The sequence below is a fragment of the Armatimonadota bacterium genome, assembly GCA_016869025.1.
In the GTDB taxonomy this organism is placed as follows: domain Bacteria; phylum Sysuimicrobiota; class Sysuimicrobiia; order Sysuimicrobiales; family Humicultoraceae; genus VGFA01.
Window position 1 is genome coordinate 105,445 of record VGFA01000003.1, and the last position, 23,155, is coordinate 128,599.

21 protein-coding genes, 1 tRNA gene and 1 pseudogene are annotated in these 23,155 nt (G+C 67.3%); 11 read left to right on the forward strand and 12 right to left on the reverse strand.

Annotated features, from left to right (window positions below; all coding sequences use genetic code 11):
* Nucleotides 1–21 precede the first annotated feature (21 nt).
* Nucleotides 22–1,143 carry a TAXI family TRAP transporter solute-binding subunit gene (locus tag FJX73_03015; protein MBM3469746.1) on the reverse strand — a complete coding sequence of 374 codons (1,122 nt, stop codon included), beginning with the start codon at nucleotides 1,141–1,143 and terminating at the stop codon, nucleotides 22–24.
* On the opposite strand from FJX73_03015, the gene FJX73_03020 reads away from it, so the two are divergent.
* On the forward strand, nucleotides 881–2,023 hold the full coding sequence (locus FJX73_03020) for a M23 family metallopeptidase (GenBank protein ID MBM3469747.1): 1,143 nt from the start codon (nucleotides 881–883) through the stop codon (nucleotides 2,021–2,023). The genes FJX73_03015 and FJX73_03020 overlap by 263 nt on opposite strands.
* A 722-nt stretch (nucleotides 2,024–2,745) precedes the next feature.
* On the opposite strand, the pseudogene FJX73_03025 reads toward FJX73_03020, so the two are convergent.
* From FJX73_03025 to ispH, 5 genes and pseudogenes are all read right to left on the reverse strand, one after another.
* A pseudogene (locus tag FJX73_03025) lies at nucleotides 2,746–3,570 on the reverse strand (phospholipid carrier-dependent glycosyltransferase).
* A tRNA-Pro gene (locus tag FJX73_03030) sits at nucleotides 3,526–3,602 on the reverse strand. Before FJX73_03030 ends, FJX73_03025 begins: the two are co-directional and overlap by 45 nt.
* 58 nt (nucleotides 3,603–3,660) lie before the next feature.
* Nucleotides 3,661–4,290 (reverse strand): glycerol-3-phosphate 1-O-acyltransferase PlsY, encoded by a 630-nt coding sequence (plsY, locus tag FJX73_03035; protein ID MBM3469748.1) that lies wholly within the window; start codon nucleotides 4,288–4,290, stop codon nucleotides 3,661–3,663.
* Entirely contained in the window at nucleotides 4,287–5,645 is a 1,359-nt protein-coding gene (gene der / locus FJX73_03040; protein ID MBM3469749.1) for a ribosome biogenesis GTPase Der, read from the reverse strand. Before der ends, plsY begins: the two co-directional genes overlap by 4 nt.
* Nucleotides 5,642–6,787 (reverse strand): 4-hydroxy-3-methylbut-2-enyl diphosphate reductase, encoded by a 1,146-nt coding sequence (ispH, locus tag FJX73_03045; protein MBM3469750.1) that lies wholly within the window; start codon nucleotides 6,785–6,787, stop codon nucleotides 5,642–5,644. The genes der and ispH overlap by 4 nt, the downstream gene beginning before the upstream one ends.
* On the opposite strand from ispH, the gene FJX73_03050 reads away from it, so the two are divergent.
* From FJX73_03050 to FJX73_03070, 5 genes are read left to right on the forward strand one after another with little or no spacing between them, the layout of a single operon-like run.
* Nucleotides 6,712–7,725 (forward strand): tripartite tricarboxylate transporter substrate binding protein, encoded by a 1,014-nt coding sequence (locus FJX73_03050; protein ID MBM3469751.1) that lies wholly within the window; start codon nucleotides 6,712–6,714, stop codon nucleotides 7,723–7,725. The two genes, ispH and FJX73_03050, sit on opposite strands and share 76 nt — an antisense overlap.
* Nucleotides 7,722–8,201 (forward strand): hypothetical protein, encoded by a 480-nt coding sequence (locus FJX73_03055; GenBank protein MBM3469752.1) that lies wholly within the window; start codon nucleotides 7,722–7,724, stop codon nucleotides 8,199–8,201. The genes FJX73_03050 and FJX73_03055 overlap by 4 nt, the downstream gene beginning before the upstream one ends.
* Before the next feature lie 4 nt (nucleotides 8,202–8,205).
* Nucleotides 8,206–9,726, forward strand: coding sequence for a transporter (locus FJX73_03060; protein ID MBM3469753.1), 1,521 nt, complete (start codon nucleotides 8,206–8,208; stop codon nucleotides 9,724–9,726).
* A gap of 2 nt (nucleotides 9,727–9,728) precedes the next feature.
* Nucleotides 9,729–10,916: a Gfo/Idh/MocA family oxidoreductase gene (locus tag FJX73_03065; GenBank protein ID MBM3469754.1), complete on the forward strand. Its 1,188-nt coding sequence runs from the start codon at nucleotides 9,729–9,731 to the stop codon at nucleotides 10,914–10,916.
* Complete coding sequence (locus tag FJX73_03070; GenBank protein ID MBM3469755.1) at nucleotides 10,913–12,565, forward strand: glycerol-3-phosphate dehydrogenase/oxidase; 1,653 nt, start codon at nucleotides 10,913–10,915, stop codon at nucleotides 12,563–12,565. Before FJX73_03065 ends, FJX73_03070 begins: the two co-directional genes overlap by 4 nt.
* Here FJX73_03070 and FJX73_03075 read toward each other — a convergent pair whose 3' ends face one another.
* The 6 genes from FJX73_03075 to FJX73_03100 all read right to left on the reverse strand — a co-directional run bounded on the left by FJX73_03075 (nucleotide 12,566) and on the right by FJX73_03100 (nucleotide 18,599).
* Nucleotides 12,566–13,345 (reverse strand): glycerophosphodiester phosphodiesterase, encoded by a 780-nt coding sequence (locus FJX73_03075; GenBank protein MBM3469756.1) that lies wholly within the window; start codon nucleotides 13,343–13,345, stop codon nucleotides 12,566–12,568.
* A gap of 9 nt (nucleotides 13,346–13,354) precedes the next feature.
* Nucleotides 13,355–14,155, reverse strand: coding sequence for an HAD-IIA family hydrolase (locus FJX73_03080; GenBank protein ID MBM3469757.1), 801 nt, complete (start codon nucleotides 14,153–14,155; stop codon nucleotides 13,355–13,357).
* 19 nt (nucleotides 14,156–14,174) lie between these two features.
* The gene (locus FJX73_03085) at nucleotides 14,175–15,896 is read right to left on the reverse strand and encodes an iron ABC transporter permease (GenBank protein ID MBM3469758.1); all 1,722 of its coding nucleotides are present in this window, start codon (nucleotides 15,894–15,896) and stop codon (nucleotides 14,175–14,177) included.
* Nucleotides 15,893–16,972: an ABC transporter ATP-binding protein gene (locus FJX73_03090; GenBank protein ID MBM3469759.1), complete on the reverse strand. Its 1,080-nt coding sequence runs from the start codon at nucleotides 16,970–16,972 to the stop codon at nucleotides 15,893–15,895. Before FJX73_03090 ends, FJX73_03085 begins: the two co-directional genes overlap by 4 nt.
* Before the next feature lie 71 nt (nucleotides 16,973–17,043).
* Nucleotides 17,044–18,180, reverse strand: coding sequence for an extracellular solute-binding protein (locus tag FJX73_03095; GenBank protein MBM3469760.1), 1,137 nt, complete (start codon nucleotides 18,178–18,180; stop codon nucleotides 17,044–17,046).
* Between the two features lie 59 nt (nucleotides 18,181–18,239).
* Complete coding sequence (locus tag FJX73_03100; GenBank protein ID MBM3469761.1) at nucleotides 18,240–18,599, reverse strand: hypothetical protein; 360 nt, start codon at nucleotides 18,597–18,599, stop codon at nucleotides 18,240–18,242.
* A 105-nt stretch (nucleotides 18,600–18,704) separates the two neighbouring features.
* Between FJX73_03100 and FJX73_03105 the strand changes: the two genes are divergently transcribed.
* The 5 genes from FJX73_03105 (at nucleotide 18,705) to FJX73_03125 (ending at nucleotide 23,091) form a co-directional block, all read left to right on the forward strand.
* Complete coding sequence (locus FJX73_03105) at nucleotides 18,705–19,586, forward strand: diacylglycerol kinase family lipid kinase (GenBank protein ID MBM3469762.1); 882 nt, start codon at nucleotides 18,705–18,707, stop codon at nucleotides 19,584–19,586.
* Between the two features lie 147 nt (nucleotides 19,587–19,733).
* Nucleotides 19,734–19,985: a helix-turn-helix domain-containing protein gene (locus FJX73_03110; protein MBM3469763.1), complete on the forward strand. Its 252-nt coding sequence runs from the start codon at nucleotides 19,734–19,736 to the stop codon at nucleotides 19,983–19,985.
* Complete coding sequence (locus FJX73_03115) at nucleotides 19,903–21,528, forward strand: hypothetical protein (GenBank protein MBM3469764.1); 1,626 nt, start codon at nucleotides 19,903–19,905, stop codon at nucleotides 21,526–21,528. The genes FJX73_03110 and FJX73_03115 overlap by 83 nt, the downstream gene beginning before the upstream one ends.
* A 128-nt stretch (nucleotides 21,529–21,656) precedes the next feature.
* Nucleotides 21,657–21,872: a hypothetical protein gene (locus tag FJX73_03120; GenBank protein MBM3469765.1), complete on the forward strand. Its 216-nt coding sequence runs from the start codon at nucleotides 21,657–21,659 to the stop codon at nucleotides 21,870–21,872.
* Nucleotide 21,873: 1 nt separating this feature from the next.
* Nucleotides 21,874–23,091 carry a type II secretion system F family protein gene (locus tag FJX73_03125; GenBank protein ID MBM3469766.1) on the forward strand — a complete coding sequence of 406 codons (1,218 nt, stop codon included), beginning with the start codon at nucleotides 21,874–21,876 and terminating at the stop codon, nucleotides 23,089–23,091.
* Nucleotides 23,092–23,155: the final 64 nt, after the last annotated feature.

Here is a 23,155-nt window from a genome sequence, read left to right on the forward strand (position 1 = left end):
GTGGATCCGGCTCTCCAGGGACTAGCGCGCCCGGATCCTCTCTGGGATCTCGATGCCCTTGCTAACCCATACGGCCTCGGCTCCCCGGTGCAGCGGGATCGTGACCCCCTGCAGGGCCTTGAGCGAGGTCATGTCGGCTGAGGCGCTGTGCACTCGCAGCATGTGCCCGTGTCCTTCGCGGCCGTAGGCGGCCTCAACCATCCTCTGCACCAGGGGCGCGGGCACGTCCTTGTTGACAAACCACAGCGCTGGCACGCCCAGGGAGGCGGTGTTCTCAGTGACGCCGGCATAGGATCCGGCCGGAATGATGTAGCGCGCGTAGTACGGGAAGACCCTGTGGAAGTCGGTGCGTCCCAGCGGTGTGTAAGCGTCAATGAAGTGTACGGGACGCGTCACCGCCGCCTCAATCGTCACCCGATCCGGGTACGGACCGGTCCAGAAGAAGGCGTCAACCCGCCCGTCGCCCATGGCGCCGCCTGCCGCGGCCCCGAGCAGGGGCACCCGTGTGATCCGGTCCCAGATGCCCAGGCTGCGAAACACCCGCTCTGCGGTGGCAAAGGTCCCGGAGCCAGGGGTCCCGACCGCGACGCGCTTCCCCACCAGGTCCTCCACCGTGCGGATGCCGCTGTCCCGGAAGGTTATCACATGGGCGATGCCCAGAAACATCATGCCGATGGTCCTGAGGTTCGTGTGCGGGTTGCCCTTGAAACCTTCCAGGCCGTAGTAGGACTCGTGCACGTCCGACGTGAACGCGATCCCCATCTCCGCGTCGCCCGCGTTGACCCTTCGGACGTTCTCAACCGACCCGCCTGTGGCGGCCACGGATACGTCGAGGTTCGGGACCGCCCTGGAGAGGAAAGTCCCGAGCCCGGTCGCGAAGATGCCAAAGACCCCACCCGGAGGTCCTCCCAGGATGGTGAGCCTGTCCAGCCTGGGGCCGGCTGTGCTGGGCGTGGAACTGAGAGGACCTGCCACGAGCAGGCCCAGGATGAGCATGATACTCGCGAAGAGCCGTGCCGTGCTCTTGATGGACATAGCGGCATCCCTCCGGCGGTCATATGGTCCGACATTCAGACAAGCAGACTGGCGAGCACAGAGTGAGGTTCTCTGCCAGGGCCACTTCTCCTTCCGGGCACCTGGCATTCTCGTCCTGGGCGTCCTCCTTTTCCTGGGCACCTTCCTGACACTGAGCGCGGCCGCGCCCCTGGGGGCCTTGCCGGCGGCCAGTGCAGCAGCGGAGCCGATCACGATCGAACTGTCACGCCACTGGATTCGCCAGGGCGGCGCGCTGCGGCTGTTCGTGAGAACGACCGTGCCGGCGGAACGCTTGGAGATCCGCTTTGCCGGGCGACGGTGGCCTGCCTACCGGGCCGGGGATTCCGGATGGCGCACGATCCTGGGCACCGACCCTGACACGCCGCCGGGCCGCCACGCTCTGACCGTGGAGGCGTTCGGCCCCGGGCTCACGGGCCGCACATACAGGCGCACGGTCACAGTCGGCCGCGTGCCGTTCCCCAGGCGTGAGATCACTTTCGATCCAGCGCTGGCTCCTCTGTTGACGCCTCAGGCCGCGGAGCGTGAGCGCAGACGGGTTGCTCAGGCGCTACAGGTCCTTCACCCGTCTCAGCTCTGGACAGACCCGCTCGCCCTGCCGATACGAGGTGTGCTCACCTCCGAGTACGGCGTGCTCAGCATCTACCAGGGGCAGGTCAGGGGGTTCCACGGCGGCGTGGACATCAAAGCGCCTCAGGGCACGCCTGTCCGGTCAGCCGGCCGCGGCATCGTTCGGCTGGCCGAGCCCCTTCCGCTGAGCGGTCACGCGGTGTTGGTGGACCATGGCCTGGGGGTTGTGACGTCGTACCTCCACATGTCGGAGATCGGTGCGCGCGTCGGGCAGAGAGTCGCCAGGGGCGAGGTCCTGGGCCGCGTAGGAAGCACAGGGCTGTCCACCGGTCCACACCTCCACTGGGGGCTCCGCGTGAACGGGACCAAGGTAGACCCGATACCGTGGACGGTGCGCTGAGAGCCGTGCGGCGGCCCAAGCGGAACGCTCGGGTACCTCACCAGTGCCCACATGCCTGAGCCGTACCCGAGGAGGGCGGCAACGGCCGCCGCGGCGATGGCGATCCGTCCGCGTCCGCGCAGAGCAAAGACGGCAAAGGAGACAAGAGACACCAGCAGCATCGCAACCGCAGGCGCCAAGAGCGGAAGGAAGAACTGCGCCTCGTCGGGATAACGGGTCTGGGCCACCACCACCAGCGCGGTGCCGGGTACCGCTGCCAGCAGCGCTACGATCGCCGGACCGCGCAGGCGGCGGGGGTCGCCGTCCGCCCTTGTCGCGGCGCGGGCTGCTAGAACCGCAACCGGCGTGCAAAGCGGCAACAGGTGGTGGATCATCTTGTCCGCGGGGGACAGCGCCAGCAGCAGAAAGTACAGCCCTGCCCACAGCGCGCAGACGCGGATCGAGCGGGGCCCTGCGCGCAAGCCACGCCATCCTTCCTGTACCGCCCCGGGCAGGAATCCTGCCCAAGGCATCACGCCGATCATGATCCCCGGGATCACAATCAGGACGGCCGCCCAGTAGGGCAGCGGGGATGTGACACCGTGGAAGAACCGGCCGACCCCGAGCGTCCCGCCCAGAAGGAACGTGTCAATGAACGGCTGTCCCTGTCGGATTGCTCCGGCGATGAACCACGGGGCCCCCATCAGCAGGAAGGCCGCGGTCCCAACGGCAATCTGCCTCCAGCGCCAGTGGCCTGCGCCTGCCTGCGTCCGCCGCGAGAACAGCAGGTCGCCCCCGACCACCAGAGCGAAGACGGCCACTGCCACGATCCCTTTGCTCAGAAGCGCAAGCGCAGTCCACACCCCGGCCAGTACCGCGGCCCGGGTCCTGCCTTCCGAGCGGTACATCAGGTACGCGTGGAATGCCAGGGCAAGGAAGAGACTCAGCGGGATGTCCTGCTTGGGGTTCAGGCTAAGGTAGAAGAACTCCAGGGAGGTGCCCAGCAGCAGCGCCGCAAGCAGTCCCTCCTCCCTCCCGCCGCCCATTCGCGCAATACGAGATGTTACAAACATGGCGACCAACGCCATTAGCAGCTGCCACAGGCGCAGGGCCACCGCGTTGTCCCCGCCGAGGCGGATGGAAAGGGCCATCAACCAGAACGACACGGGTGGCTTGTCCACTATCCACTGTGGTTGATCCGGGTGCCCGAGGGTTATCCAGTCTCCGGATGCCAGGATTTGCCGGGCGATGTCCCCGTAGAAGAAGTCGTCTCCATCCAGGTGGGGCAGCGGCGCGCCGGCGAGGACGAGCAGGCAGGTCGCCGCGATCAGAAGGACCCAGACGCGCTCCCAGGCCCCCATCGCGCACAGGGAATGCCCATCAGGGGCGTGGGGCCTTGGTTCAGTGGGCACCGACATTGGTATCCGGGAGCCCCCCTTGCGACCGGTGGGGCGGCGCCGCTGCCCGCCAGGTCGTGCGAAACGGGGCAAAGGCTGAAGCCCTCGCCCCGTCTTTGTTCTAGCTGGTCGGGCCGCCCGGATTTGAACCGGGGACCTCCTGAACCCCATTCAGGCGCGCTACCAAGCTGCGCTACGGCCCGACATCCGACGCCCAGTATAGCACCCGGCCGGATGCCTGAACAACCAACCCCTGCCCGATCAGAATGCCTGCCCTTCTTGTTCCTTTCTACGTCCCCGCCTCCCCGTAATCCGCAGCTCCTGCCCGCGCAGCAGACGGCCGATGTTGGCGCGGTGGCGGTAGAACGCGAAGATCACAACGGCCATGCCGAAGGCCAGGTGCACGGCCGGCTCCGATCGCAGGCGCATGACCACCGGCACCGACAGAACCCCCAGCAGGGAGGCCAGCGAGGCGTACCGGGTGATGAGAATCACGGCAACCCAAATCCCGGCGGCGATAAGACCGGCCGCCGGCGAGAGCGCGAGAAGCACGCCGTAGGATGTGGCGACTCCCTTCCCGCCCTCCCCGCGCAGGAAGACCGACCAGTTGTGCCCTGCGATCGCCGCCAGACCCACGGCGACCGTCGCAGCAGGGTCCAGGCCCCAGCGCTGCGACACGACTACCGGTAGGAACCCCTTGAGCACGTCCAGCGAGAGCACCAGGGCGCCGACCGCCGGGCCAGCAACGCGGTACACGTTGGAGGCGCCGATATTGCCGCTCCCTTCCTTGCGGATGTCGCGTCCTGTCACGGCCCGTACCACCAGCAGGCCGAACGGAACGGCGCCCAGCAGGTAGGCGCCCACCACGGCGAGGGCGGCCACGGCGATCACGCGGGCCTTTCCTCTCCGCTGCGCCGCCGCATCACAAGCCGCAGTGGCGTGCCGGTAAGGTCAAACGCCGCCCGGACTGCCCGCTCCAGATACCGGAGATAGGCCTGCGTCATCCTGGCCGGGTCGTTCACGAACAGCACCACCGTGGGCGGCCGCGTTGCGGGTTGGGTCGCGTAGAAGACCTTCAGGCGCCGGCCCGACGTGCCCGCGGGTGGCTCCCTCTGGGCCATCGCATTCCCGATGACCCGATTGAGCGGGCCGGTGGCGATCCGCCCTCGGTGGGACTCGGCCACGCGTGCGATCGCGTCGAACACCTCCGCTATCCCCCATCCCTCGGTGGCCGAGACGGCCAGGATCGGGGCATAGTCCAGAAAGCGCAGGGCGCGTCGGACCGCCTGCTCGCGCGGCCTGTCAGGCGCGGGCGACGGCGCGATGCGGTCCCACTTGTTCATGACCACCAGCACCCCGCGGCCGGCATCGGCAATCGCGCGGCCTATTCGTTGGTCCTGATCCGAAACCGGCTCGGAGCCATCCAGCACCAGCACCGCCACGTCCGCCCGCGCGATCGAGTCGCGTGCGCGGCTGGCGCTGTAGGCCTCGACCGCCGCGGCGACGCGCGCGCGGCGACGCAGCCCAGCGGTGTCCACGAGCACGTAGTTACGGCCGCCCCGCTCACACGGCGTATCCACGGAGTCGCGGGTGGTGCCCGGCGTCGCGTCCACCACGACGCGCTCCTCGCCCAGCATCGCGTTGACCAGCGACGACTTCCCCACGTTGGGCCGGCCGACGATTGCCACCGCTATGGGTTCCCCGACCGCGTCTCCGGTCTCGGCCGGCGGTGCCTCGGCCGGCAGCAGGGCGAGCACCGCGTCCAGCAGATCACCTATCCCGCGGCCGTGAATGGCAGAGACCGGGAACGGAGCCCCAAGCCCCAGCTCAAAGAACTCCTGCGCTGCGATCTCCTGGGCCGGGCCATCCACCTTGTTGGCGATGACCAGAACCGGAGAGCGTGCGCGGCGAACGATCCCGGCAATGTCGCGATCCTCGGGCAGGATTCCGTCCTGCACATCCACGACGAAGAGGACCAGGTCGGCCTCCTCGATCGCCGCATCGGACTGCGCCCGCACCCTGGTCTCGAGGCCCTCGGCCGTCACCGACCGCAACCCGCCCGTGTCCACGACCGTGAAGCGGCGGCCGCTCCACTCCGTGACCGCGTAGAGCCGGTCCCGGGTTACGCCCGGGTGATCCTCCACGATGGCGTGCCTCCGGCTGACCAGCCGGTTGAACAGGGCGGACTTGCCGACGTTGGGACGGCCGATGATTGCGACGACCGGCAACGAGGCCTGGGCGGTCACGGTGGCGGCAGGTCGGCGGCCTGCTTCATCTGAAGCCCGATCTGCCTGAGCCGCTCGACGACCTCGGCAATGATCCAGTCAGGCGTGGACGCGCCGGACATCACGCCCACCCGATCGACGCCTGCGAACCAAGCGGGATCGAGCTCGCTCGGGACCTCGATGTGATAGGTGGGCAGCGAGTGCGACCGGCCGATCTCGGCCAGACGGGTGGTGTTGCTGCTGTGGTGCCCGCCCACCACGACCAGAGCACCCACCTCTCCGACCATGACCTCGGCCTCCTCTTGCCTGACGGTGATGGCCGGGCAGAGGGTGTTGTGAACCTTCAGCTCTCTGGTACGCAGCGCCAGGTCGCCCACGATCTCCCTGAAGTTCAAAACGGACTGCGTGGTCTGCGAGATCACCGCGGTCTTGCCGCGCAGGCGCACCGCTGCTGCTTCCGCGCGGTTGTGCACCACGGTCACACGATCACCCAGAGCTTCCTTGAGGGTCACCATCTCGGGATGCCCGTGATCGCCGACCGCGATTACCTGGTAGCCTTCCTGGGCAAGGTCGTACGCCAGCGAGTGGGCCCGCGTGACAACCGGACAGGTGGCGTCCACCACGGTCATGCCGCGTGACCTGGCGGCCTCCAGCACCCCGCGCTCGACCCCGTAGGCAGAGACGACGAAGGCCTCACCGCCCAGGTCGCGGATGTCACAGGCCACGCCGATGCCGGCTTCCTCGAGCCGCCCGACCACCTGGGGATTGTGGATCAGCGGACCCCACGTCTGGACGCCACCGGCGTGCGTACGCGCCGCGGTCTCGGACATCTCTACCGCACGGCGCACTCCGCCGCAGAACCCCTGGTGCTTGGCAAGCACTACCTCCAAGCGCCACCCCGATGCCACGCGTTCATTGTTTGAGGATAGCAGACCCCCTGGTAGGGTACAATCAAGGAGCAGGCCGTCTCTCCGTGCCCGAGAAGGTCTGCATCGTGCTCCGGGGAAATGAACCTTTGAGCGAACCAGTGATGCTCGGAGATGACGCGGCTTAGGTGAGACGCGGGAACCGAGAGGAGGCGTCTGAGGTGACAAGATCGGCAACAACCGCAGTTCTGGTGCTTCTGGTAGCTGGATTGATAGGCGTGGATCCAGGGCAGGCAGGCCCGGCCCCGTGGAAGCCTGCCCGCTCGATTACGATCATCGTTCCCTGGGCGGCCGGCGGCTCCACGGACATGACCGCACGGATCATGGCCAGCCAGATGGAGAAGCCCTTGGGCCAGAAGATCGTGATCATTAACAGCCCGGGCGCCGGCGGTGCGATCGGCATGAAGGAGGTCTGGGATCGTCCCCGCGATGGTTACACGTGGACCGCCAACTCGAGCACGGCGGCCATCAGCTACGCGGTACTGGGCCAGCTCGACCTGACGCACAGGGACTGGCTGTACTTCTATTCCCTCTACGCCCCAAACGTGATCGCGGTGCGGGCCGACTCGCCGATCAAGGACGTGAAGGGCTTGGTTGATGCCATGAAGGCGCGGCCAGGTGCCGTGACGGTCTCCTCGGCAGGAGCCGGCAGTTCCGGACACCTGGCGGCCGAGACCTTCCGGCTGGCAGCCGGCACTACTTACCGGCACATCGCCTACGCGGGGGGGGCGCCCGCGGTGGTGGCCGCCGTGGCCGGCGAGGTGGAAGTGGTAATGCAGCTTTCCATGGAAGCCGCGGAGATGCTGCGGGCCAAGCGGCTGCGCGCACTGGCGGTCATGTCCAGCACCCCGCTGGAACTGGACGGGTACGGTATCATCCCGGCCATTACCGCCTTCATTCCCACCTTCCCTGAGACCGGTTCATACTTCGGGGTCATGGTCCCCAAGGATCTCCCGGCAGCGGTGGTCGCGGCGGTTGACGAGGCCTTCCTGTACGCAGCGGACACGTTCACGCTGCGCAGTTTTGCCAAGCACATGGGCACCGCCCATGCGTCTCTGTCCGGCAAGCGGGCTTCTGATGTGACCGAGGCCAAGGCAAGGAGGGTGGCGTGGACGCTATTTGACGCGGGCCTGGCCAAGCGTTCACCGGCGGACCTGGGCATCCCGAAGCCTTGAACGTGCCGGCATCCCGATCGGCCCGGGCCGACGTGGCCGCGGGGCTGGCGCTTGTTGCATTATCCGCGGCCTTTCTGGTCGGGGCCCTGCGGATGCCGATGCACACCATGCACTGGACCTGGCTCAACGCGCCCGGGCTGGTGCCGGCGGTACTGGCTGCTGTGCTGCTGGCCCAGGCGCTTGCCCTCACGCTGCGGGGGCTGCGCCACCTTAGGCCTCGGTCGGGTGATGCCGGATCGGTTGACCGCGCGCTCCGCTGGGGTGCCGGCCGGGTAGTCCTGACGCTCGCACTTGCCCTCGCATTCGCCTTCTTCATGGGCCGCGTGCCGTTCGCGGTCCTGACCGCCTTCTTCGTCTTTGCCATGACCCTAGCATTTAGGGGAACAACCGCGTGGAAGGCAGCCGCATCGGCGCTCGTTACGGCGGCCACCGTAACCTGGGTGTTTACCCGGGTCTTCCTCGTGCCGCTTCCATGAAGCCATGACACCCTGGGCTCTACTGATAGAGTTCACCCGCCTGGTCACGAACCCAATGATGGTAGGCCTGATTCTGTTGGGCGCCCAGATCGGAATCGTCTTTGGCATGCTCCCGGGCCTGACCGCGACCATGGCGCTCTCGCTGCTCACCGGCCTGACGTTCGGCCTGCCGGTTGACTATGCCATCGCGGTGCTCATCGCCACCTACGTGGGCGCGATCACCGGTGGTAGCCGGTCAGCAGTACTGATCAACATCCCGGGCACGCCGGCGCAGGCCGCGGTGTGCCTGGATGGCTATCCGCTGGCAATGCAGGGCCGGGCTGCCGAGGCGATCGGCCTGTCCGTGACGGCCTCCACCCTGGGCACGCTGTTCGGTGTGACAATGCTGGCCGTCTTCGCGCCCCTGCTGGGACAGGTAGCCCTCAGGTTTGGGAGCTGGGAGTTCTTCTGGCTGGCCATCTTCGGCATAGTGATTGCCGGAAGTCTCACGGCGCCCGCCGATCCCATCAAGGGGTGGATGGCCGGATTCCTGGGCTTGCTCCTGGCCACCGTAGGCCTGGACGGCATCCACGCCTTCCCGCGATTCACCTTTGGCCGTGTCGAGTTGCAGGCCGGGTTCGCGCTCATCCCGGTGCTCGTGGGTGCCTATGGTATGGGCGAGATCCTCAGCGTGATGCGCCGCGATGAGCGGCTGGTGGTCGAGACGAACCTGGATCGAGTGCTTCCCCGGGTGCGCGAGGTGTTGCGGCACTGGAGGCACATCCTGCGCTCCGGTCTGATCGGGACTACGATCGGCGTCATCCCCGGTGTGGGCGAGGACATCGCATCGTGGGTTTCATACGATACGGCGAAGCGCACCAGCCGCACGTCGGAGCGGTTCGGGCAGGGCTCGATCGAGGGATTGATCGCCGCCGAGACCGGCGACAACGCCTGCATAGGCGGCGCCACGATCCCGGTGCTCACGCTGGGCGTGCCGGGCAGCGCTCCGGCAGCGGTGCTGCTTGCAGCACTCACGATCCACGGCCTCCAACCAGGACCGCTGCTGGCGCTCAAGCATCCCCACGTGATCGCCGAGATCGTCGCCGTCTTCGTGGTGGCCACGCTGGCGGTCTTCGTTCTCAGTCTGATCTTCGTGCGGCCGATGGTCCGGGTTCTGCTCATCCCGCGCCAGGCCCTCATGCCCATCGTGTACGTGCTCGCCGTGGTCGGCAGCTTTGCCATCGCCGCACGCCAGTTCGACGTGTACGTCATGCTCGGGTTCGGGGTGCTAGGCTTCCTGCTGCAGGCGGCCGGCTTCCCGGTTGCGCCGCTGGTGCTGGGATTCATCCTGGGCCCGATGGCCGACGACAACCTCCGGCGCGCACTCACGCTCACAGCGGGCGACCCAACTCCCTTCTTCACACGACCCATCTCGGCAATACTCGTGTCCTTCTCAGTTCTGACAGTGCTCAGTCGCACACCGCTACCCGCGTGGGCGGCGGGCAGGTTCCGCGCTCTCAGGCAGCGCCCTGGAGGTGCAGCGTAGATATGGTCAGGATCGGGCTGGCAGGAGCAGGCTTCGTCGCGGACATCCACGCGCACGCGCTCAAGACCCTGGAAGGCCGCGCGGCCCTCTGGGCCGTCTGCGCGGCCCGGCACGAGCGGGCTGAGGCATTTGCCCGGCGACACGGCGTCCCACACGTCGCTCTCAGCTACGAGGCGCTCCTGGCGAGGGACGACATTGACGCGGTGGATCTGTGCGTGCCCAACCACCTCCACGCGGAGATGGCGATTGCCGCGGCCCGCGCGGGCAAGCACATCATCGTCGAGAAACCCCTAACCGGGTATTTCGGCGACGACTCAACCGAGGAGCGCGTCGGCGAGGCCGTGCCAAAACCCCACATGTGGTCCCGGGCCCGCCATACCGCCCGCCAGATCCTGGACGCCGCCGTCACGGCTGGCGTGCGGCTCTGCTACGCGGAGAACTTCGTCTACGCGCCGCCGGTCGAGAAGATCAGAAGGTTCATCCGCCAGAGCGGCGGAGTGATCCTTGACCTGCGCGCCGAGGAGAGCCACTCGGGGTCTCATGCGGTCTACTCGCGCCGCTGGCGCACCTCAGGCGGCGGCTCGCTGTTGCGGATGGGATCGCATCCGGTGGGCGCGGTCCTGCACCTCAAGGCCTTCGAGGGAGGGCTGCGGGCCGGAGCGCCCATCCGGCCGGTGTGGGTCACCGCCGAGACCGCGCGGCTGACGGCCACAGAGGCCTTCCGCAGCCGCCCGGAGCGGTTCATGGTGGACGCCTGGGAGGACGTCGAGGACTGGTCGGTCGCCGTGATCGGTTTCGATGACGGCACCCGGGCGACCGTCTTCTCCACGGACGTCTCGTTGGGCGGGGTGAAGAACACGGTACAGGCCTACCTCTCCAACGCGGTGCTGTACGCGAACATCAATCCCAACAGTTCGGTGGTGACCTACGCGCCGGACGGCCGCATTCTGAGCGGCGAGTACATCGCCGAGAAGGTCGAGACCACCGCGGGCTGGCAGTTCGCATCCCCGGACGAGGACTGGATGCGTGGGTATCCCCAGGAGATGGCGGATTTCGTCCACGCCATCGCCTCTGGAGACGAGCCGCTGTCCGGCGCTGAGCTGGCCTACGACGTGGTGGACGTGATCTACGCCGGGTATCTCTCGGCAGAGCAGGGCAGGCGGGTCGCGCTCGCCGAGATTCCACAATGACTGCTGCTTCCCGAGCGGGGTCCCTGGCGGCGATAGGGCGCGGTGTCGAGGTACTGGTCATCGGCGGCGGGATCACCGGCGCCGGCGTGGCGCTGGACGCGGCATCACGGGGCTACCGCGTAGGGCTCGTCGAGCAGGCCGACTATGCCGGAGGGACCAGCAGCCGCTCGACGAAGCTAGTGCACGGCGGGATCCGCTACCTTCCCCAGGGCCACCTGGCCCTGGTGCGCGAAGGGCTGCGCGAGCGAGGCCGCCTGCTGCGCCTGGCGCCCCATCTGGTCCATCCCCTCTCGTTCATTGTGCCGCTCTACGCGGGTCTCCGGCGCCCGCTGGGTGTCTGGATCCCGTCATTCCTCAGACCGTTTGCGCCGCTGGGAATCCGGGTGGGCCTGGCGGCATACGATCTTTTCGCCAGGGACCCGGCGCTCCACCACCAGACGATGTCGCGCGCGCAGGTTGAGCGCCAGGTGCCTGACCTGAAACCGGACGGGCTGCGCGGTGCCCTGGTCTACTACGACGCCCGCGCCGACGACGTCAGGTTGACGCACGCTGTCCTCGCAACGGCCCGGGCCCACGGCGCCGCAACGTGCAACTACGCCGCGGTCAGGGCCTTGCGCCGCGATGGGGATCGCATTGCGGGCGCGGCGGTCGAGGATCGGCTTACCGGCCGCTCGTTCGAGGTGAGCGCCCGTTTCGTGGTCAACGCGACCGGAATCTGGGGGGAACAGATCGCGGCGCTGGACCCCAAACCCGAGTTTCGGATCCGCCACAGCAAGGGATCGCACCTGGTGCTGCGCCCGGGCGCCGTGGCGCACAAGGAAGCCATTGTGATCCCGGAGACCGACGACGGCCGGCTGGCGTTCATCGTGCCGTGGGCGGGTCGCCACGTGCTGGGCACGACCGATGACGCCTACGATGGTGACCTGTCGTCGCCTCTCGTGACAGGCGGCGACGTTGACTACCTGCTGGACCACGCCAACCGCTATCTCAGGCGGCCGCTGGGAAGCGGCGATGTGACCGGCGCGTTCGCGGGCATCCGGCCGCTGGTCGCCTCGGCATCCGGGCCGACATCGGTGATGGGACGCGACCATCACGTTGCGGTCTCGCCTGGAGGGCTGATAAGCATCGTGGGCGGCAAACTGACCGGGTACCGGGCAATGGCCGAGGACACCGTGGACGCGATCGCCGCGCGCGATGGCACACGCCGTCCCTGCAGGACCGCGGACCTGCCCCTGGCCGGCGGCGCAGGACTGGAGCAGGCTCGCGCGGCCCTCGCCGCTGCCGGCCTGGCACCGGACCAGCAGGTCCACCTGCTCGAGTCCTACGGCGCTGCGAGCCTGGACGTGCTGGCGCTGATGAAGGCCGAACCTGCCCTGGCCGGACGGCTGGTCGCGGGCTTCGCGGCCACCGCGGCCGAGGTGGTGTATGCCTGCAGGGCTGAGCAGGCCTCGATGCTGACCGACTGCATGTTCCTGCGCACGCGGCTGGCAGTGCTGGATGCCGGAGCGGCCGACGCCGCGGTCGAAACCGTGGCGTCGCTCATGGCGGCCGAACTGGGATGGGACGCGGCCGAGGTCTGCCGCCAGCGGGAGTTCTACGAGGAGCAGCGCGAGCGGGAATCTAGCTGGAAGATCTCCCGCGCCCTCTGATTAGGCCTGCCGGGCCGCGACAGCCGGCGGCAGCGGGTGACCACGCGCTGACAGGAACTCGCGCAGCCGGTCCGGATAGTTGGACATCACGCCGTCGGGCGCCATCCCTACCACGTGCGCCAGGCACAACGGATCGTCCACGGTCCAGGTCTCCACGCGCAGGGCTGCCGCGTGCGCCGCGCCAACCATCTCTGGGGTCAGGTAGGCCCAGTGTGGGTGCAGGGCGTCGGCCCCTGCGTCCAGGGCCAGGCCGACCGGGTCCACCGGCCGGCCCACAAACAGCACGGCGGCGTCCATGGTGGTGCCCAGGCGGGTCGCCTCGGCTTTCAGCTCCACCAGCACCGGGTGGTCAAACGACGACGCGGTCACCGAGGGGTGTCCGGTGGAGCGAACCTCAGCCGCCACGCGAGCTGCGATCCCAGAGTAGTAGATTGGACCGTTCTTGACCTCGACGATGACGCGTACGGACCGGAGCAAATCAAGGGCCTCGGCCAGCGTTGGGATGCGCTCACCTGCAAACCGCTCGCCAAACCACCGCCCTGCGTCCAGGCGGCGCATCGCCGCCAGGGTCTGGTCTCTAACCAAGCCGCGACCATCCGTGGTGCGGTCCAGCATGGGGTCGTGAATCACGACCAACTCGCCGTCGCTGGTCAGGTGCACGTCCAGCTCGACCGCGTCCACGCCGATCTCCAGAGCCCTCCGGAACGCGGCCAGCGTGTTCTCGGGTGCCTCGGCCGAGGCACCCCGGTGGGCTACCACCTGAGGAATCCTGCCGCTCACCTCGACACCTCAATCCTGGATGAGCTGATCGAGCCGCTCCAAAATGAAGTCCGGCCGCGGGTCGGCGGCCATCGCAGCCGCAACCGTGGTCACGCCTGTCAGCACGAGGGCCGTGGCCATGCCCGAGGCACGGCCCATCACGATGTCGGTCTCCAGCCTGTCCCCGGCGATCAGGCTATCGGCGGGCGGCACGCCCAGCCGCTCGGCCAGCACGCGGCCCATGATGGGCGAGGGCTTTCCCACGACCTCCTCCACCCGATGGCCGGTGGCGGCCTCTACCGCCGCGATCACCGCACCGCAATCCGGAAGCCCGCCCTCCGGCGTAGGGCAGTACGCGTCCCGGTTGGTGGCCACGAACCGTGCGCCGGCCCTGATCGCGTCAAAGGCCACCTGGAGCTTGCGGTAGTCAAAAGTGCGGTCGAAGCAGGCCACCACGATCTCCACATCGCCGGGAGAATCGGTGAGCACGAATCCCGCGGATTCCAGTTCTGAGCGCACCGAATCCTCCCCGATCACGAAGAGCCGGGCCCCTGGGGATGTGACCCGGAGGTGCCTGACGAGCACATAGGATGAGTTGACCACATCCCCCGGCCCAGCCGGAATGCCCAGCCGCGTCAACTTCGCCGCGTACTCCTCCCGGTTGCGCAATGGGTTGTTGGACAGGAAAACAACCGGTTTGCCGGCAGCCCGCAAATACGCGACGGTGCGCACTGCTCCCGGCAGCAGTGCTTCGCCCAAGTAGACCGTGCCGTCCAGGTCGAAGGCATATCCGGCGTACAGACGGTCCGGCCGCCGCACCACCGGACCCATGTTGCGCGCCGTGCGCACGCTACCCGCCGCCCGAACCGAACAGGCCGCCCATTCGCGCGCCCGTCAGCCGGTAGACCGCGTACAGCGTGGCGGCGCAGAGCAGGATCAGGACAAACCCTAGAGCAGCGGCCTGCCCGATCGTGCCGGACGTGTAGAATGTGAAAATGCCCACGGTCATCGTTTCCCAACCAGGCAGGACCAGCAGTATGGTCGCCGCCGCCTCCTGTAGCGCGAACATCAGCGAGAACAGGGCGCCTGCCAGCACCCCGCGCCAGATGAGCGGAAGCGTGATGTCGAAGAACGTCCGCAGCCCTGAGGCGCCCACGCTCGCGGCCGACTCCTCCATGGAACGGTGAAGGCCCAGCAGGGACGCATACGTCGCCCGCACCGTGTACGGCATGCGGCGGACTGCCAGTACGAGCGGCATGATGATCCACATGCGGCTCAGCACAAGGCCGATTGCCGGAAGCGGGAAGTGAAACGCTCGGATGTAGGCGATCCCCAGCGCGGTCCCGGGCAGGGCCAGGATCAGGATGACGGCGGAGTCAATCACCCCCCTCCCAGGCAGCGTGCTGCGGGCCAGTACCCATCCGATGGGAACGCCGAACGCCAGGATAATCAGCACCGCGATTGCGCTCCAACGCAGGGTGTTGATCAGGTAGACGGGCGTCAGGTGCAGCACCTGATCCAGGTGCGCCAGCGTGAACCGGGTCGGAAACGGCGTGAGCGACCAGGCCTTACCAAACGCCGCCAGCGTGACGCCCAGGTACGGCAGGAACGCCACGGTCAGGACTACGATGAAGAACGCCGGCGCCAGCACCCCGGCCACGCCCCTGAGGGGGCGCCTCTCGACCGCGCGGTAGGAGACGACGGCGTACTCGCGCAACCCCACGATGCGCCGGGCGATCACCAGAAAGACGATAGCCATGGCGGCCATGAGGGCGCCGATTACAATACCCATCTTGAACAACCGGTTATCAATGTACTGAACTATGTTCAGGTAGGCCTGGGACGAGATCAGATCCTGCATCCCGACGACGAGTGGCGTGGCGAAATCCGCAAACGCCAGGATGAAGACAAGCGTGGCGCCCGAGATGAAGCCCGGGGTGACGAGCGGAATAGTGATGTCGCGTATCTTTCTCAGGCCGCGAGAACCCATCGCCTCGGCGGCCTCTTCGAGCGAGGCGTCGAGTTTGCTGAGACCGTCCACGACGTTGAGCGTGATGAGCGGGAAGTAGTGCATGATCATCGCCAGCAGCACGCCGTGCCAGCCGTAGATGAAGTTGATCGGCCTGGCAAGGCCAAAGTAGTCCATCAGGATGACGTTGATTGTGCCTGCGCGGCCCAGGACGAACACCAATCCCATTATGCCCACCAGCGGGGGCATGATTATGGGCAGGATGGTCAGGTACGAGAACGTCTCGCGGCCGGGGAAGTCGTACCGGACAAGCAGGAAGGCGGCAAGGAACCCGATCACGACGCAGCCGACAACCGTGCCGGCCGAGACTATGAGCGAGTTCACGAGCGACCGCCTGTAGAAGCCGTCGGTGGCGAAGTCCCGAAGAAAGGCGAGGGTGAGCTTCCCTTCCTCCGTCGTCACCGCGTCCACGAAGAGACGCCACAGCGGGAAGGCGATGAACAGGAAGAGAAACGCGTATATCGGCAGGGCCACTACAATGGCGGGCACGCGCGGCCGCGCCACGGGATGCGCTGCCGTTGCCCGAACGGTCCGCGGCGTCATGCCTGGCGCTCCGCCGGGAAGACCAGCGCGGACGCAGCGGTGAACCCCACGGTTATCTCCCGGCCGGGACCCAGGAGCTGGTGGCGCCTTGGATCGTGGACGTCCACCAGGAGCACCACGCCATCGCCGGCATCCACCTCGTAACGAACCACGTTGCCCATGTACTGCGAGACGGCGACGCGACCTCGCACCACTACACCCAGATCGCCTCGGCCTTCGGCAAGCGTCAGGTTCTCTGGCCGGATCGCCACGACGGCCGCGCTGCCCGGCTTGACCGTACCAACTGCCCTTCCCCGCAGGATGCCCGCAGGGGTCTTCAGGGCCACCATCTCGCCGGAGACCTCGGTTACAGTACCGGACACCAGATTGTTGGTGCCGATGAAATCGGCGACGAACAGCCCGGCCGGCTGCTCGTAGAGCTCGACCGGCGTTCCTATTTGCAGTACGCGGCCCGCGTCCATGACCGCAATGCGATCCGAGAGAACCATCGCTTCTTCCTGGTCGTGGGTAACGTAGATCGTGGTGATGTGCAGGTCCTGCTGTAGACGACGGATCTCGCTACGCAGCCGGGCCCGCACCTTCGCGTCCAGGTTGCTGAGCGGCTCGTCGAGCAGCAGCACGCGCGGGTTCAACACGAGCGCGCGCGCCACCGCCACCCGCTGCTGCTGGCCGCCGCTAAGCTGGCCCGGGGTGCGGGACTCCAGCCCCTCGAGGCCAACCTGCACGAGTGTATCCATCACGCGGGTCTTGATCTCTGCCTGCGGTGTGCGCTGGATCTTCAAGCCGTAGGCGACGTTCTCGAAGACCGTCATGTGCGGCCAGAGTGCGTAGTTCTGGAAGACGATCCCAATGCCGCGCTCGGCCGGGGGGATGCCGTTCATCGGCGTGTCGCCGAAGAAGACCGATCCTTCATCGGGATCGTAGAACCCGGCGACGATCCGCAGCGTGGTCGTCTTGCCGCACCCGGAAGGCCCCAGCAGAGTAAAGAACTCGCCTTCGGCGATGGTGAGCGAAACCCCGGCCATCGCCTCGACCGCCTTGAACCGCTTTACAAGGTCAATCAGCCGTACCTGCATCCGAAGTCACTCCTCTGGGCGGAAGCCGGGGGCGGGCGCCGAAAGGCGCACACCCCCGATCCAAGCAGACCTTACGGGCAGTGCAGCTTCTGGAGGTCCTTGTGCCGCTCGAGGATCAACTTGCGGAACACCTCGTTGACCTCGCTGTAACGCTTCTCGGCCACGTCGTCGTCGTAGACGTTCCGGACCGGCTTGTCGAAGAACGACCGCGCGCCGGCGAACTCCGCCATGCGCTCCACCGGCGAACCGGCGGGTCCTTCCAGCCGGTACTTGGGCGCGATGCCGAACTGCCCGCGCGACATCATCACCCGCTGCCCCTCGTCGCTGAGCGCGAACTGGATGAAGGCTCTGGCAGCCCTCAAGCTCCGAGACCCGGCCAGGACCGCCAGGGGCTCGGGGGTAACGAACCCGGCGGTCGGGGTCACATACTTCAGATCGTGCCCTCCTAGCACATCCTCGAACGCCATGTAGGCGGGCACGGCGTATCCTACTGCGAATTCACCCTTGGCCACGACCGTGGGCACATCGCGGCTGCGTGCTACGAACATCCCGGTGTTGGCGCCCAACCTCTGCGACCACTCCCAGCCCTTCTGCCAGCCGAGCATCTGCAACATGACCTCATACGAGGCATGGTTGGAGCTCGACCGGTCAGGAGTGCACTGTGCAACCTGCCCCTTGAGGCGGCAATCGAGCAGGTCATCCCAGTCGCGGATCGTCTCCACACCCAAACGCCTCATGAGGCGTGGGTGCCAGATCAGCCCGTACGGGGTCAGGCAGCAACCAACCCAGAAACCCTTGGGATCCTTGAGCCGGATGGGCTTGGGTGTCCCGATCGTGGCCGGTATGTCTCGCAGGACCGCCTCGGGGACCTCGTGAGCCACCAGGAGCTTACGGTCCGCCAGGTCGTCGAACAGCGCGGGCTCGCCGCCCCAGAAGACGTCTGCCTCAGGCCGGCCGCCCCACTCCCGGATCCGGCCGTAGGCCACGGGCGTACCTGCCGAGACCACGGTCACCCGCACGGCGGTGCCGAACTGCCGGCGCGCGAACTCCGTGAAGGCGGCCACCGTTGGGTCTGCGACGGTCCGCGCAACAGGCGTGATCACGACGAGCCGGTCCTCGATGGTCACCTGTGCCCTGGTCGGCACCGCGTTCAGGGCCGTCAGCGCAAGACTGACCGCTACAATAACGATCCAGACGGTCCGGTGCATATCTGATCTACCTCCCCTCGACCTCTAGCCCGTCAACCCACCCCCACACAGGTTTCTTTCTACTCGTCTCGACCGAACTCCTTGACCGTTCCCAGCAACCCCTCCACCCGCGAGAGCACCGCCCCCTCGTCCAGGCCCGCGATCACCTCACGCCCACCCAGTATGAACGCCGGATAGCGGCGCGGCCGGTGTCGGATGATGCGCGCGATCCACGTCAGCGAGAACGGCTCGACCAGGTACACGGCGACCCGGCCCCCGAAGACCACCTGCAGCCGGTCCAGAAGATGGAAGAGGCGGTAGGCCTCGCCCCTGTCCGCGCCGGAGCCCGGGACAGACAGGCGCGGGGGGCCGCCTCCGGTCAGGCCGCGTGCGAGGACCTCGACCGTCAGCAACCGAACCTCGCCAAGGGGCGGCTCCATGCATAAAGACTCCGAGCAACCGGGCGGCAACTCCTGCCACCCCAGCAGGAGTTGCAGGAGATCCCTGGTAGTTATCCCCTCGTTGCCACTTGTCAGACCCGGGGCATGCGGATGCGCGCACACGCCATCGTTAACCCTGTAGCCGGACGTAACCGCGGAGCCCAGGCGTGGGCCCGCGCGAAGCCCGTACTCGAATCAGCCGGCTGGGAAGTCACTGAGAGCTTCTCCCTGCGGCAGGGCTATGCCGTTGAACTGGCCGCAACCTCGGACGCTGAGGTGATCCTGGCCGTCGGCGGAGACGGCACCGCGCACGAGGTTGCCAACGGCCTGCTCCGGCGTAGCCGGCGGCCGGTCATGGGCGTACTACCGGTGGGAACGGGCAACGACTTCGCGCGGGCGCTCGGGCTGCCGCGGGACCCCGCTGCCGCGGCGGGCATGCTTCTGACCGCACGCCCCAAGCTTATTGACGTTGGGGTCGTCAACGACCGCTGCTTCCTGACGGTCGCGGGCGCCGGCTTCGACGGCGAGGTTGCAGGACAGGTGAACGCGTGGCCTAAGGTGCTGGGCGGAACCGCCATGTACGTGCTGGGCATCCTCAAGATGCTGGTCACCTACCGGCCGGTTGAGGTCGGGATTGTCATCGACGGGGTAGCGGACCGCGAAAGGCTCTTTCTGATAGCGGTCGGCAACACCGCCTGGAACGCCGGGGGAATGTGGATGGTCCCGCCGGCACGCCCGGACGACGGCATCCTGCACGTGGTGATCGCGGGGCCGCTCAGCCGGATTGAAACGCTGGGCGTGCTGCCCAGAGTCTACTCTGGGCGCCACCTCCTGCATCCCAAGATCCGCCAGGCCCAGGGCCGCGAGATCATCGTCACGAGTTCGACTCCACTGAGGGTCCAGGCGGACGGCGAGACTATTGGAACGCTGCCGGCCACCTTCCGTGTGCATCCTGGCGCGCTAGAGGTCCTGATCCCCGCCGTCTGACCGTCCTCCCCCTCCTCGGCACGGCTGCATTCGAACGCCTCTTCGAGAATCTTAGAGTTCTGTCGTGCTGCCTAGGGCTAGAAAAGGTCTATTTGTGGCATATAGAGTACTGAACAGTGCACACTGACTCGGAGGCCCGATTGCCCTATGTTGGAACGCAGGCCGACCATAATGACCGTCCAGGAGGTTGCCCGCTATCTGCGGGTTCACGCGATCACCGTCTACCGGATGATCCGGCTGGGCAGACTGCCCGCGATCCGTGTCGGCCGCGGCTGGCGTTTCAGGAAGGACGAGATAGACTCCTGGCTGCACAGACATGAGGCCAACTCCCAAGATCAGCCCGCCAAACCGGCCAAGCCGCGCGGGCGCTCCAACCCGAGGCGCCGTGTCCCCCGCTAGCCAGGTCCAGCCCGGGGAGACCAACGGCCTGCTACAACGCCGCGTGCAGGCGTATGTCCAGGTCCATGCCCGCGAACTCCCCACGGCCCCAGCGATCGCGGCGCACCTGGGCGCCGATCTCGCGGAGGTGCAGATTGCCCTGGATGCCCTTGTGGGGGATGGCTCGCTGGTGCGCCGGGGCGGGGTAGAAACGACGTACGCACCAACCTCGACGCAGAAGCGCCTCGGCCAGATGTTGGTCGAGGCCGGCCTCCTAACCGAAGCCCAGTTGGAGGAGGCCCTGGCCGAGCAGGCCAAGACCGGGCAGCGGCTGGGCCAGGTGCTGATTGGCAGGGGCCTGGTCACGAAGCATGCCGTGGGCGAGACGCTGGGCGCGCAGCGGAGCAATCCATACGTGAACCTGGTCACGACGCCGATTGACGACGAGTTGCTGCGCAGCATTCCGGCGTCGGTGATCACCGAGCTGAGGGCGGCGCCCTTCGCGAGGGTCGGGCAGGAGGTCCACGTGGCCATGCCCGATCCCTCCGACGTTAGGGCCATTGACCGGCTCTCCGGCCTGATACGCGCCCGGGTGCGGCCGTTCTTCACCACTGAGCGCGACTTCGAGTGGCTGCTGGCCACACGGCTGAACGTTACGCAGGCCGTGGGCGAGGACCTGGATGCCGCCGGTGCCGTAGGTGTTGAGCCCGAGTTCGCAACGGTGCTGGCCGGCGACTCCCCGCTCGACCCACCGATGGTACGGCTGGTGGACTCGATGATCCAAGGAGCCGTGCGCGAGGGAGCGACCGACATCCACATAGAGCCACAGGCCGACGGCACCGCCGTGCGTTATCGCATAGACGGGCTCCTGTACGACAAGGCGCGGCTGTCCCGGAGTGTGGGCGGCGGTGCGGCCTCCCGCATCAAGGCGCTGGCAGGACTGGACATCGCCGAGCGGGTGAGACCGCAGGACGGCCGCCTGCTGTACGAGTTCGGGGAGCGCGAGCACGACCTGCGCATCGCGTCTGTTGGCTCCAACTTCGGGGAGCGCGTGACCGTCCGGGTGCTGGACAAGCACCGCGTGCTGCTGGGCCTTGAACGGCTGGGCCTCCTTCCCGATCAACAGAAGGTGCTCGAGGGGCTGCTGGCCAGACCGTACGGGATGATCCTGGTCACGGGTCCAACGGGCTCGGGCAAGACGACCACGCTGTACGCCTGCCTCAATCGGATCAACGAGCGAACGCGCAACATCATGACCGTCGAGGATCCGGTGGAGTACCACCTCGAGGGCATCACCCAGATCGCCGTGCGGACGAAGATGGCGGTCTCGTTCGCGGCAGGGCTGCGGGCGATCATCCGCCACGATCCCGACGTAGTAATGGTGGGCGAGATCCGCGACACAGAGACCGCCCAGATCGCCGTCCAGGCAGCCCTCACCGGCCACTTGGTGCTGAGCACCCTTCACACGAACGACGCCGCCGGCGCCATCGTTCGTCTCGTTGAGATGGGCGTGGAGCCCTACCTGATCACCTCCACCCTGCTGGCCTCGATCGGCCAGCCCTGATCCGTGCGCTCTGCCCGGCCTGCCGGCAACCGCACGAGGCCACCCCGGACCAGGCGGTGGAACTTGGGCTGCCAGCCAACACGACGGCAACTGTCTGGAGCCCGCACGGCTGCCCGGAGTGCGGCCAGATGGGATACAGGGGGCGCTCCGGCGTGTTCGAGATAATGAAGGTGACGGACGGAATCCGCGACCTGATCCTGCAGCGGCGCCCTGCCACCGCCATCCGCGAGGCCGCGCGGCGCGATGGGATGCGCGTCATGAACGAAGCAGGTATTGCCAGGGCGCTCGACGGCACGACCAGCGTGGACGAACTTCGCCGCGTGGTCTTCGCGGCGATTGACTGAGATGGAGCGGGCCATGCCAGCCTTCGCGTACACGGGCAGGGACGGTACCGGCGTTCCGGTCAGAGGTGTGATCGCGGCCGAGAGCGAGGCCGTGGCCGGCGCCCGGCTGCGCGAACAGGTGCTGTTCATCACGTCACTGCGGCCGCGGACACGCTGGGCCACAGCGGTCTGGCGGCGTCGAGGGCCTGGCCTTCAAGAGGTTGCGGCCTTCACCTATCACCTGGCCGGGCTCGCGGCGTCCGGCATCCCGCTGCTCCGCGGCCTGGAGGTGGCGCGCGAGCAAGAGGAAGACGTGACGCTGCGCGAGGTGATCGGGGACGTGCGCGATCGCATCGAGGCCGGGCAGAGTCTGTCGGCCGCGATGAGCCGCCATCCCAAGGTGTTCTCCCCGGTATATGTCGGGGTGGTGCGGTCCGGCGAGGTAGGCGGCGTGCTGGACCAGGCCCTGATGCGTCTGACCGACTACCTCGACCGCGAGGTGGCGCTGCGACAAAAAGCCGCCTCGCTTGCTGTTTACCCGGCGTTCGTGCTCGTCCTGGCCACGGTGGTCACAAGCGTGTTTGCCGTTTTCGTGATTCCTGCGTTCGAGAAAGTATACCGCTCTGCCGGAGCACCCCTCCCTCTAGCCACCGCGGTCCTCATCGAGTTCAGCCGGCTGCTGCGTGGGTACTGGCTGGCGGGCCTGGTAGTGGCCGCAACCGCGGGATGGGCGTTGTTCCAGACCGGCACACTGGCAAGGCTCGCGGCCGCCGGAGCGCGCCTGCTCTGCCGAATCCCGCGCGTCGGCGCGGTTGTGCGGCTGCTTCAAGTCAACCGCCTGCTGCGGACGTTCGGTGCGATGTACTCCAGCGGCGTGCCGGTGATACAGGCGCTGAACATCACGGCCGAGTCGGTCTCCGAACCCCAGGTGAAGGCCGCGGCCAGCTACCTCAAGGAGAGGATCTCATCCGGCCATCGCCTGAGCGAGGCGATGCGCGGGGTCGCCCTCTTCCCTCCTATAGTGCACCGGATGACCGCGATGGGCGAGGAGGCCGGCCGCCTGGACGAGCTGCTTCAACGGGTCTCCGATCTGCTCGACCGCGACATAGACCTCTCGATCAAGCGGCTGGTCACGCTGGCCGAGCCGCTTCTGACGCTGGCCCTTGGAGGTGTCATCGCTTTGATCCTGCTGGCCCTGTACCTGCCGATCTTCGGCCTGCCCAGGGCCATTCTAAGGTAGTACCAGGTTCGGTGTTGGATGCGAGATGTCAGGCAAGGCACATCACAGCAGGAGGTGAAAGGGG